Annotated in this window: 12 protein-coding genes; 4 read left to right on the top strand and 8 right to left on the bottom strand. The window is 59.4% G+C overall.

The features are described from left to right. Positions 1-229 (bottom strand): carbon starvation CstA family protein (locus tag LQ215_RS28440; RefSeq protein WP_290369182.1); only part of this gene is annotated, 229 nt, incomplete at its 3' end. A gap of 157 nt (positions 230-386) precedes the next feature. On the opposite strand from LQ215_RS28440, the gene LQ215_RS28435 reads away from it, so the two are divergent. Further along, positions 387-743, top strand: coding sequence for a PilZ domain-containing protein (locus LQ215_RS28435; RefSeq protein WP_230153581.1), 357 nt, complete (start codon positions 387-389; stop codon positions 741-743). A 141-nt stretch (positions 744-884) separates the two neighbouring features. Here the strand turns inward: LQ215_RS28435 and radA are convergent, their stop codons facing one another. From radA to katB, 3 genes are all read right to left on the bottom strand, one after another. Next, positions 885-2252 (bottom strand): DNA repair protein RadA, encoded by a 1368-nt coding sequence (radA, locus tag LQ215_RS28430; protein WP_230153580.1) that lies wholly within the window; start codon positions 2250-2252, stop codon positions 885-887. Positions 2253-2295: 43 nt separating this feature from the next. Further along, positions 2296-2844, bottom strand: a complete 549-nt coding sequence (locus LQ215_RS28425; RefSeq protein WP_230153582.1) for an ankyrin repeat domain-containing protein — start codon at positions 2842-2844, stop codon at positions 2296-2298. A 152-nt stretch (positions 2845-2996) separates the two neighbouring features. Continuing rightward, on the bottom strand, positions 2997-4538 hold the full coding sequence (gene katB / locus LQ215_RS28420; RefSeq protein ID WP_230153579.1) for a catalase KatB: 1542 nt from the start codon (positions 4536-4538) through the stop codon (positions 2997-2999). A 283-nt stretch (positions 4539-4821) separates the two neighbouring features. Between katB and mscL the strand changes: the two genes are divergently transcribed. Beyond that, positions 4822-5235: a large-conductance mechanosensitive channel protein MscL gene (mscL, locus tag LQ215_RS28415; RefSeq protein WP_230153578.1), complete on the top strand. Its 414-nt coding sequence runs from the start codon at positions 4822-4824 to the stop codon at positions 5233-5235. Between the two features lie 195 nt (positions 5236-5430). Here mscL and LQ215_RS28410 read toward each other — a convergent pair whose 3' ends face one another. Further along, entirely contained in the window at positions 5431-6207 is a 777-nt protein-coding gene (locus LQ215_RS28410) for a ferredoxin--NADP reductase (RefSeq protein ID WP_230153577.1), read from the bottom strand. A gap of 287 nt (positions 6208-6494) precedes the next feature. On the opposite strand from LQ215_RS28410, the gene LQ215_RS28405 reads away from it, so the two are divergent. Together LQ215_RS28405 and LQ215_RS28400 are read left to right on the top strand one after the other, a co-directional pair. Next, entirely contained in the window at positions 6495-7208 is a 714-nt protein-coding gene (locus tag LQ215_RS28405; RefSeq protein WP_230153576.1) for an autoinducer binding domain-containing protein, read from the top strand. 181 nt (positions 7209-7389) lie between these two features. Next, positions 7390-8529, top strand: coding sequence for a methyltransferase (locus LQ215_RS28400; protein WP_230153575.1), 1140 nt, complete (start codon positions 7390-7392; stop codon positions 8527-8529). Positions 8530-8570: 41 nt separating this feature from the next. Here the strand turns inward: LQ215_RS28400 and LQ215_RS28395 are convergent, their stop codons facing one another. From LQ215_RS28395 to LQ215_RS28385, 3 genes are read right to left on the bottom strand one after another with little or no spacing between them, the layout of a single operon-like run. After that, a complete protein-coding gene (locus tag LQ215_RS28395) occupies positions 8571-8735 on the bottom strand; it encodes a DUF2474 domain-containing protein (protein ID WP_230153574.1) in 165 nt (54 codons plus the stop codon). 11 nt (positions 8736-8746) lie between these two features. Further along, positions 8747-9754 (bottom strand): cytochrome d ubiquinol oxidase subunit II, encoded by a 1008-nt coding sequence (gene cydB, locus LQ215_RS28390; protein ID WP_230153573.1) that lies wholly within the window; start codon positions 9752-9754, stop codon positions 8747-8749. A gap of 3 nt (positions 9755-9757) precedes the next feature. Next, entirely contained in the window at positions 9758-11194 is a 1437-nt protein-coding gene (locus LQ215_RS28385) for a cytochrome ubiquinol oxidase subunit I (protein WP_230153572.1), read from the bottom strand. Positions 11195-11544: the final 350 nt, after the last annotated feature.

The following is an 11544-nucleotide window of genomic DNA, read 5'->3' as shown; positions in this document are numbered from 1 at the left end:
TGAGCACGGCGGGGGTGGCCCGGCGCGCGTCGAGTTGCATCACGTTGTTGGCGATGAAGAGGCTGTAGTAGCGGTAGGCGACCAGGTAGATGGCCACGGCTGCGACGACGATCCAGAGGGCGTTGATCGCCTCGCCTCGACGCAATGCCACAACGCCCAGGGCGCACGCTCCTACGACGGCCAGCAGCAACCAGGGTAGATGGCGCAGCAGGCTATTATTGTTTTTCATTTTTATATTCCAGCCAGGGTGACAAGAAAGACAGCCATTGGAGTTTAGCGCTAACCCAGGCAAAGGCCATACTCGACATTCGTTTGTCAGCGGCCGAACGGTGACGATGCCCCGTCAGTTGGGTCTATAGTCAATGAATCTTCAGAGGGAATGCGTAATGAGCGATCGACGCCGCTTCGTACGAATCGAATTCCATGCCAGGACCGAACTGATCCAGGGCGCCAACATCTGGCCGGTGGACCTGTTGGACTTGTCACTCAAGGGGCTGTTGATCAAAAAACCCGAGCCTTGGCCGGGCAACCCCGAGAAAACCTTTATCGCCGACATTCACCTGAGCAATGAGGTAGAAGTAAAGATGGAGGTTCGATTGACCCACGACGACCACGGCCACCTGGGTTTCGTCTGCGAGCATATCGACCTGGATTCCATCGCCCACCTGCGCCGGCTGGTGGAGCTGAACCTGGCCGACCATGATGAGCTGGAACGGGAGTTGGCGGCGTTGATCCAGATTTGAGCTACCCCGCCCCTTTGGCAAGGGGGGCCATGTGGGAGCAAGGCTTGCCCGCGATGGCGGCGATGCGGTCCTGTAAAATCGAGTCGCCTGCATCACGAGCAAGCTTTGCTCCCACATACGTTCCTTGCGCAATTGCCAGTGCTATTCGAACAACGCATCCAACGCCTGTTCCAGGCGCGTCACCGCAACAATCTGCAACCCCGGCGGGGCTTCCTTCGGCGCGTTGCCCTTGGGCACGATGGCGCGTTTGAAGCCGTGCTTGGCCGCTTCCTTGAGCCGCTCCTGGCCACTGGGTACCGGCCGCACTTCGCCTGAAAGCCCCACTTCGCCGAACACCAACAAGTCGTGGGGCAGCGGCCGGTTGCGCAGGCTGGACATGACCGCGGCCATCAACGCCAAGTCGGATGCGGTTTCCAGCACCTTGACCCCGCCCACGACATTGAGGAAAACGTCCTGGTCGTGAGTCGGAATCCCGCCGTGTCGATGCAAAACCGCCAGCAACATGGCCAACCGATTCTGATCCAGGCCCAAGGTGACCCGGCGCGGGTTCGCCAGGTGGCTGTCATCCACCAACGCTTGCACTTCGACCAGCATCGGCCGGGTGCCTTCCCACGTTGCCATGACCACGCTACCAGGGACTTCTTCCTGGGCACGCGTCAGAAAGATCGCCGAAGGGTTTGAGACTTCTTTCAGGCCTCTGTCGGTCATGCCGAACACACCCAGTTCGTTGACAGCGCCAAAGCGGTTCTTCACCGCCCGCAGCAAACGCAGGCGACCGTCGGATTCGCCTTCGAAATACAACACGGTATCGACCATGTGCTCCAGCACCCGCGGCCCCGCCAACGCCCCTTCCTTGGTGACGTGGCCCACCAGGAAAATCGCCGTGCCGCTCTGCTTGGCGTAGCGCACCAGTAACGCCGCGCTTTCGCGCACCTGGGACACGCCGCCCGGGGCCGATTGCAGTTGTTCGGTGAAAATCGTCTGGATCGAGTCGATCACCATCACCTTGGGTTTTTCCAGGCGCGCCGTAGCGATAATGGTCTCGATGCAGGTCTCGGTCATGACCCGCAACTGGTCCTGGGGCAAGCCCAGGCGCCGGGCGCGCATGGCGACCTGTTGCTGGGATTCCTCGCCAGTGACGTACAGCGCCGGCATGCGGGTGGCGAGGTTGCACAAGGTTTGCAACAAGATGGTGGATTTGCCAATGCCCGGATCGCCGCCGATCAGCACCACCGAACCGTCCACCAGGCCGCCGCCCAGCACGCGGTCCAGTTCACCGGAAGCGGTGGAGAAACGTGGGATTTCTTCAACGCTGACTTCGGCCAGGGTCTTGATCTGCGCCTGCTGACCGGCCCAGCCCGTGCGACCGGTGGGTGCCGCCGCACCGCCGCTTTCCACCATGGTTTCGGTCAGGGTGTTCCAGGCCCCGCATTCGCTGCACTGGCCGGCCCATTTGGGAAAGGTCGAGCCGCACTCGGTGCAGCCGTACATGCGCTTTGCCTTGGCCATCTGAACTCCGGGGTAAAAACCGCGATGATAGCCCACGCGGGGGTCAACGCGGGGCCGGCATTCTGATTTCACCTCTCGCCAGATCCACTGCGGTGTTGCCCAACGGGTCCTGGGCCTGCAGATCGGCGCCCTTGGCCTTCAACGCATCGAGCAATTCATCCCGTTTGAACAGGCCGGCATACATCGCCGCGGTCTGCCCGGCGCCGTTGCGTTGGTCAGGGCTGCAATCGGTGGACAACAAACGCCGCGCGATCTGCACTTCGCCCTTGAAAATCGCGCCCATCAACGCCGTGTTACCACGTTTGTCCTGGGCACAGGCATCGGCGCCGGCGGCCAGCAGCCGCTCCACCGCCGGGCCGTGGCCGTGATAAGCCGCCAGAATCAGCGCGGTGTAGCCCTTTTCATCCTGGGTATCGAGCGAGTACCCGGCCTCGATAAAAGTCTCGAGCATCGGCACATCGCCCCGGCGAGCGGCGTCGAAGTAATAGTTCTGCAACTGTTCTTGTACGGCGACCGGTTCGGTGGGTATTGGCTGATCGGCCAGTACGCTCAGTGACCAGGTCGCAAGCATCGATAAAAGAAATCTGCGCATCATGACGCCTCCTCTGGCAGATGACTGTGGGGGCATGGTTGTGGGAGCAAGGCTTGCCCGCGATGCCGACAACTCGGTCTGGTTTCAGACCCCAGCGCCCGTATCGCGAGCAAGCTTTGCGCCCACAGGTCATGCACCTGCCTGGCTGTGGATCAGTCAGTCAGTTTTTCCGCCAGGGCCTTGACCCGGGCCAAGTCGCCTTTGGCGACACGGGCCACGCCAGTGCCGTATTCAGGGTCGGCCTTGTAGAGGAACGACAGGATGATGTGCTTGCTCTCGTCATCGGTGGTCGCCAAAGAGCCGCCGAAGCTGTCGATCAGGTCATCACGCTCTTTCTTGCTGAACGAACGATACAAATCACCGGCCTGCTTGAAGTTCTGCTCACGCTGGATCTTCGCCTGCTGGGTGCTGCCGCTCAACGCGGCCTGGCTGTAGCGTGCTGCTTGCGGTTCTTCACGCGGCGTCAGGCGGCTCGGCTGATAATTCACCCCGGTGCTGGTGCTGCCCGGGTTCATCGCGCCGTCCTGGTTACCGTTGTTCACCGCCACCTTGGGGGCGTTGATCGGCAGTTGCAGGGCATTGGCGCCCAGGCGGTACATTTGCGTATCGGCGTAGGAAAACACCCGGCCCTGAAGCAAACGGTCCTCGGAGGGCTCGATGCCTGGCACCAGATTGGCCGGCGCCATGGCCACCTGCTCGGTTTCCTGGAAGACGTTCGCCGGATTGCGGTTCAAGACCATTTGCCCGACTTTTCGCTCAGGCACACCGGGCCAGATCTTGGTCGCGTCCAGTGGGTCGAAGTCGAACTTGGCAAGGTCCTGTGGATTGAGCACCTGGACGTACAAGTCCCACTTCGGGAAGTCGCCCTTATTAATATGACTCACCAGATCATTCGTCATATGGCTGTAATCTTGACCCTGAACTTTCGCAACTTCTTTCGGATCGAGATTTTTCAAGCCCTGCAAACTTTTCCAATGAAACTTAACGTAATGAACTTCACCCTTGGCGTTAACCAGTTTGTAGGCATGTACACCATTACCATCCATTTCACGATAACTGGCCGGCGTCCCGGCGTTGGAATACAACTCGGTCAGGGTGCGGGTCGATTCTGGAACATGGGAGAAGAAATCGAAGCGGCGTGAATCATCGTCCAGGTTAGTCCGTGGATCAGGTTTGAAGGCGTGGACCATGTCTGGAAACTTGATGGCATCGCGGATAAAGAAGGTCGGAAAGTTGTTACCAACCAAGTCCCAATTACCGTCGGCGGTGTAGAACTTCGTGGCGAAACCACGGGGGTCGCGCAGGGTTTCCGGCGAATGATTGCCATGCACCACGGCAGAAAAGCGCACGAACACTGGCGTGACCTGGCCTGCGGCGAAGACTTTGGCCTTGGTCAGGTCGCTGAGATCGTCGGAAACCGTGAAGGTGCCGTGGGCACCGGTCCCACGGGCATGCACCACGCGCTCGGGAATGCGCTCGCGGTCAAAGCGCTGGAGCTTCTGGATCAACTGCACGTCTTGCAACAATGTCGGGCCGTTTGGGCCTGCCGTTTGCGAGTTCTGGTTGTCACCGACAGCCGCACCGTTGTCCCGGGTCAGGGTGGCCGCGTTGACAGACAAAGACAAAAGGCTCGCGGTCAGCACAAAAAAAGCGCGGCGATGGGAATAAGCCCCGTGGCCAAGGGAAGTGTTCATAGGCGTGTTCCTCTGATGTTATAGAGCGCATCCATGTGCGCCATCCAGAGGCTAGTGCTCGAAAAAGGAAAACCTAAATAGAAATGCCGTACCGCGTCGATAGAAAAAACGTTGTGGGGCGCCAGGCTGAAACCGCGTATCACGCGCGATTGATGGCACTTTGAAAACTTTTCACCCGGGACCAGGTCGATAACTGAAGCTTTGTAAGCAGGCGTTTCGGGCAGGACCCGTTGGGCTGATTTACACTGCCACTCATCTTTCATTTTGTTACAAGGAATAGCTCATGGGCGTGCTAAGCGAGTTCAAGGCCTTCGCGGTCAAAGGCAATGTCGTCGACATGGCCGTCGGGATCATCATCGGTGCTGCTTTCGGCAAAATCGTTTCGTCATTCGTTGGCGACGTGGTCATGCCTCCCATCGGCCTGCTGATTGGTGGGGTGGACTTCAGTGACCTGGCCATCACCCTCAAGGCCGCCCAGGGTGATGCGCCTGCCGTGGTCCTGGCCTACGGTAAATTCATCCAGAGCACCCTCGACTTCATCATCGTGGCGTTCGCCATTTTCATGGGCGTCAAGGCGATCAACCGCCTCAAGCGCGAAGAAGCCGTAGCCCCCAGCGCGCCTCCGGTTCCGACCAAGGAAGAACTGCTGCTCAGTGAGATTCGCGATCTGCTCAAGGCCCAGAACGAGCGGCCCTGAGGCAGTCAGTCACTGACACCTCCATGCCGAGGGAGCTTGCTCCTGCCGGGGTGTAGGAGCTGCCGCAGGCTGCGATCTCTTGATCTTGATCTTGATCTTTCGCTTGAGATTCAAGCGCCAGGGGAAAGATCGCAGCCTCGTTGCACTCGACAGCTCCTACACAGTTCCTACACAGCTCCTACATGCGTGGGTTTCCTACCAGTAGTTTTCCACCGCCACCTGCCCCGGCCGACGGGTCAGGCTCAGTTGCAGCCCCCTGGTCTTGAGCAACTGGCGTGTGTCATCGATCATTTGCGGATTGCCGCACAGCATCACTCGCGAATGCTCAGGCGTCAGCGCTACGCCGGCCGCCCGCTCCAGCTCGCCATTTTCGATCAGCGTGGTGATCCGCCCACTGAGCGCCCCCGGATGTTGCTCACGGGTGACGGTCGCAATGAAACGAAACTTATGAGCGTACTCGGCCAGGTAGTCGCGCTGGGGCAGTTCCTTGATCAGTGCCTGATACGCCAGCTCCCGCGCTTCGCGCACGCTATACACCAGGATGATCCGCTCGAATTTTTCCCAGGCCTCAAAATCCTGGAGGATAGAAAGAAACGGCGCCACACCCGTTCCTGTAGACAACAGCCACAAATCCCGACCATCGACAAAGCGGTCCAATGTCAGGTAACCGAAAGCCTGGCGATCCACCAACAGTTCGTCACCCGGCTGCAGGCGGCTGAGCTCACTGGTGAACTCGCCATCGGGAACCACGATGGAAAAGAATTCGAGAAACTCATCGAACGGCGAAGACACCATGGAATAGGCCCGCCAGACGGCGGTCCCGTCGGCCTTGACGACCCCCAGCCGGGCAAACTGCCCCGCCCGGAAGCGAAAGCCGCGATCCCGGGTCGCGCGCAACGTAAACAAATGGGGCGTCAATGGCTGGACATCGAGCAGGGTTTGGCGGGTGAACTTCTCTGCGTTGTCGGTCATAAGCCACTCCAATGGACGAACTTGCAGTGTCCCGCAAAGCGAGCGTCTTCACCACCGATGACAAGTAATGGCACTTTAGCCAGCATTGCTATCTCACTTGTTAACTCCGTTACAAAACTTATACAAACTTGCAGGCACTGTAAAAGACACCGATTAGAGCACTTACTTCATTAAATATTTCAAGATGTAAACAATCTAAAAAAATTTACTACAAATTAGGATTAGTCCTACACTAAAAATTCGCATGATGGATTGGATCCACAAGGATGAATCACCAGGAGACAGCGATGGACAAGTGGAAAGACTTGATACTGAGGAAGTTATCCTGTGAAAAAGACCTCCAGACGGCCTATCGCCTGGTACTTAATTTCTTTAACAATCAAGGATTTGAATATTGCGCATTCGCAGCCTATCTAGGAAATCCCGACAAGCACACCAGCAAGGTGAACCTTAATAACTACCCTTATGGGTGGGATAGACTTTATGAACAAAATGGTTATGTCTCGAACGACCCATTAGTAGCACATTGCAATCAATCAGCACTTCCAATCCTGTGGAATGACACTGTCTTTGCCCAGGCCCCCAAGTTGTGGCGAGAACTTAATCGACAGGGACTCAAGCACGGCTGGACCCAAGCTGTTCATGACGAACAAGGGGCACAGTGCAGCCTGTTCAGCCTTGCACGAACCCATTGCCCCATCGATATTGAAGAGCACTACGCAAATCTCGGCTACGCCATTTTTGCCAGTCAACAGCTGCATGCACTTGCCAGCAAAAAACTGTCCGACGCCGTTACGGTCAAGCAGAACTATCACTTGTCGCCCAGAGAAATCGAAGTGTTGAGATGGTCTGCCGAAGGCAAGACGGCGTCGGAAGTGGGCAGGATTCTCTGTCTTTCCGAACGGACCGTGAATTTCCATGTGTGCAGTTGCATGCGAAAACTGAACGTCAGCAATAAAATTTCAGCGGTGGCAAAAGCCGCCCAGATCCATGTGATCTGAACAGTGGAGTGACAGCGCCTGGCTGAAAAACCCGCGAGTAATGTGCAACAAAAAAACGTACCATTTACGGTTCCACTTGAATGATGCCGCTTCTTGCACGCGACGCCGTTCATTCAGGCGGTCCCGCACAGACACCTACCTCCAGGCAGCGGGACATTCGTTGATCTCCAGAGTCCCAGCCATGCCCCTGCTCGACAGCCCTTTCGCCCAACTCGACCTGATCCGCCAGCCCGAACAGCAGAACGAACCGCTGCAAGCCTTCGATGCGGCCGATGAATACCTGCTCGCGTACCTGGCCGAACAACAGCCGAACGCGCAGACCCGGGTCCTGGTGCTCAATGACGGTTTCGGCGCCCTGGCGGCCAGCCTGGCAGGCAACGTCCTGGTGACCAGCAGCGGTGATTCCTTCCTGGCATTGCAGGCGCTGGAGAAAAACCTGGTGCGCAACGCTCGCCCCTTCGATGCGGTGCCGACGCTACCCGCCAGCGAGCCGCTGAACGGCCCGTTCGATCGTGTCCTGGTCAAAGTACCGAAGACCCTGGCCTTGCTGGAGGAACAGCTGATTCGCCTGCAAGGCCAACTCGCGCCAGGCGCCCAAGTGATTGCCGGGGCCATGATCAAGCACCTGCCCCGGGCCGCTGGCGACTTGCTGGAGCGGTATATCGGCCCGGTGCAGGCCTCCCTGGCGCAAAAAAAAGCGCGGCTGTTGATTGCCACGCCACAAGCTGGCGCTTCAAAAGGCAGTGCGCCGATCGTATCGCCCTACCCCACGCGTTACTGGCTGGACGAGCCGAAGATCGAGCTGCTCAACCACGCCAATGTGTTCTGCCGCGAAGGCCTGGACATCGGCACCCGCGCGTTCCTGCCACATCTGCCGAAAAATCTCGGGACGGCCAGGGTCGCGGACTTGGGATGCGGCAACGGCGTGCTGGCCATCGCCAGCGCCCTGCACAACCCCGAGGCCCATTACACCTTGGTGGACGAGTCGTATATGGCCGTGCAATCGGCCGCCGAGAATTGGCGCGCGGCCCTGGGCGAACGGCAAGTGATCATCCGAGCCGGTGATGGCCTGGCCGGACAAGAGGTGCAGTCGCTGGACGTGGTGCTGTGCAATCCGCCGTTCCACCAGCAGCAAGTGGTGGGCGACTTCCTCGCCTGGCGGATGTTCCAGCAGGCTCGCGAAGCGCTGGTGGTGGGCGGCGCGTTGTACATCGTCGGCAACCGGCACCTGGGCTACCACAGCAAACTGGCGCGGTTGTTTCGCGGTGTCGAGCAAGTGGCCGCCACGCCGAAATTCGTGATCCTCAAGGCCCGTAAGTAAAGGGTCCTTTGTGGGAGCAAAAGCTTGCTCCCACAACAACCTCAGTGGGTGGTCAGGCCCGCGGCATTCATGAACATCCGCATCAGGCTGGCGACGATGAACAGCGCCAGCACGCTGCCGGCCCAGATCAGCGCCAGCCAGCCGAGCCGCTGCCAGAGTGGTTTGCTTTCGGCGGCCTCGATGTCTTTCAAGTCAGGTTTGGCCATGCTCGACGTCCTCAATGGTAACCGTCGTCGTGGGTCACCTTGCCGCGGAACACGTAGTAGCTCCAGAAGGTGTACACCAGGATCAACGGAATGATGAACAGCGTGCCGACCAACATGAAGCCCTGGCTCTGGGGCGGTGACGAGGCGTCCCAGATCGAGATGGACGGCGGCACGATGTTCGGCCACAGGCTGATGCCCAGGCCGCTGTAGCCGAGGAAGATCAGCACCAGGGTCAGGATGAAGGGCGTGTAGTTGGCATTGCGTGCCACGGCGCGAAACAAACCGTACATGGTCACCAGCACCAGGATCGGCACCGGCAGGAACCAGAACAGGTTCGGCAAGGTGAACCAACGGGCCGCGATGTCCGCGTGGGCCAGCGGTGTCCAGACGCTGACGATGCCGATCACGGCCAGCACCACGATCGCCAGCGGCCGGGCCAGATCATGCATCTGCTCTTGCAACTTGCCCTCGGTCTTCATGATTAGCCAGGTGCAGCCGAGCAATGCGTAGGCGGCGATCAACGCCAGGCCGCAGAACACCGTGAATGGCGTGAACCAGTCCAGGGAACCGCCGGCGAACTGGCGGTTGACCACCTCGAAGCCGTCGATGAACGCCCCCAGCGCCACGCCTTGGAAGAAGGTGGCCGTCAGCGAACCGCCAATGAATGCCTTGTCCCAGAGGTGGCGCTTCTCAGCCTTGGCCTTGAAGCGGAATTCGAAGGCCACGCCGCGGAAGATCAAGCCGATGAGCATCAGGATCAGCGGCAGGTACAGCGCCGAAAGCACCACCGAATAAGCCAGCGGAAACGCCCCGAACAACCCCGCACCGCCCAGCACCAGCCAGGTTTCGTTACCGTCCCAGACCGGTGCCACGGTGTTCATCATCACGTCGCGGTCGCGCTCGCCCTTGACGAAGGGGAAGAGAATACCGATCCCCAGGTCGAAGCCGTCCATGACCACGTACATCATGATGCCGAAGATGATGACCACGGCCCAGATCAGCGGAAGATCAATACCCATGATTCAATTCCCCTTGTTCGAGCGTTCGTTATGGTCCGTGTCGTCGCCGTCATCGGCGGCCGACAATGGCCGCGCCGGCGTACGTTTCTGGCCCGGGCCACCATCGCTCGGCTCGGTTTCGTGGGCCTCCGGCCCCTTGCGCACCAGACGCATCATGTAGCTCAGGCCGGCGCCGAACAGCGCGAAATACACCACGACGAACAGCACCAGGGTGATGCTCATCTGGGCGAAGCTGTGGCCGGACGACGCATCGGCCGTGCGCATCAGGCCATAGACCACCCACGGCTGGCGGCCGATCTCCGTGGTAAACCAGCCGGCCAGGATCGCGACCAGGCCGGACGGCCCCATCCACAGCACCATGTAGAGGAACGGCCGGGACTGATAGATCCGATCGTTGCGGCGCAGCCAAAGGCTGCACAAGCCGGTGAAAATCATCAGCAGCCCAAGGCCGACCATGACCCGGAACGACCAGAACACGATGGTCGAGTTCGGTCGGTCCTCAGGCGGGAACTCCTTGAGGGCCGGCACCTGCTTGTCCAGGCTGTGGGTCAGGATCAGGCTGCCCAGGTAAGGAATTTCCACGGCGTATTTGGTCTTTTCCGCCTTCATGTCTGGCAGACCGAACAGGATCAGCGGGGTCGGTTCATTGCCGACGTTTTCCCAGTGACCCTCGATGGCGGCGATTTTTGCCGGTTGATGCTTGAGGGTGTTCAGGCCATGGAAGTCGCCGATGACCGCTTGTATCGGCGCCACCAGCAAGGCCATCCACATCGCCATCGACAGCATCCGGCGGATGGCCGGGTTGTCGCGACCACGCAGCAAATGCCAGGCCGCCGACGAGCCGACGAAGAACGCCGTGGCGACAAACGCGGCGGTGGACATGTGCAGCAATCGATAGGGGAACGAGGGGTTGAACACCACCGCCAGCCAGTCCACCGGGATCACCCGGCCGTCGATGATTTCGTAGCCCTGGGGGGTTTGCATCCAGCTGTTGGAGGACAGGATCCAGAAGGTCGAGATCAGGGTGCCGATCGCCACCATGACCGTGGAAAAGAAATGCAGCCCGCGGCCAACGCGATTCCAGCCGAACAGCATTACGCCCAGGAAACCCGCCTCGAGGAAAAACGCCGTGAGCACCTCGTAGGTCAGCAACGGCCCGGTCACCGCACCGGCGAAGTCCGAGAAACGGCTCCAGTTGGTCCCGAACTGATAGGCCATGACCAACCCGGACACCACCCCCATGCCGAAGTTGACGGCAAATATCTTCGACCAGAAGTGGTACAGGTCGCGGTAGGTGTCATCGCGGGTCTTGAGCCACAAACCTTCGAGTACCGCCAGGTAACTCGCCAGGCCAATGGTGATGGCCGGGAACAGGATGTGGAACGAGATGGTGAACGCGAACTGGATTCGGGCGAGATCGAGCGCCTCCAAACCGAACATAAGTCTTCCTCTGTCAGGTAAAACCGGCTGCGGGCGGGGCCTGCATCACAATCCCCAGGGATATGGAGTGCGATGCTTTTCAAATCGTTCTTTTTTAAAACCGTCACAACGCAGGACTCTGGCCGGGTGGCCGCCAGCCCGACACCCCGAAAGGTATTGACCTGGATCAAGCAATGCTCAAAGAGTAGCCGCATTCTCGCCGATGAACGGCGTGGTCGTTTGTCGCGTGACAGGTTGTCTCAGTGCCGAAACCCCGCTCCAAACGCACGCAATCCCTGTGGCGAGGGAGCTTGCTCCCGCTCGGTTGCGCAGCGACCGTAAGATTTTGGGGCCGCTGCGCAGCCCAGCGG

The organism is Pseudomonas brassicacearum, from assembly GCF_918698105.1.
Lineage (GTDB): Bacteria > Pseudomonadota > Gammaproteobacteria > Pseudomonadales > Pseudomonadaceae > Aquipseudomonas > Aquipseudomonas brassicacearum_F.
This window is presented reverse-complemented; position numbering and strand designations above follow the sequence as displayed.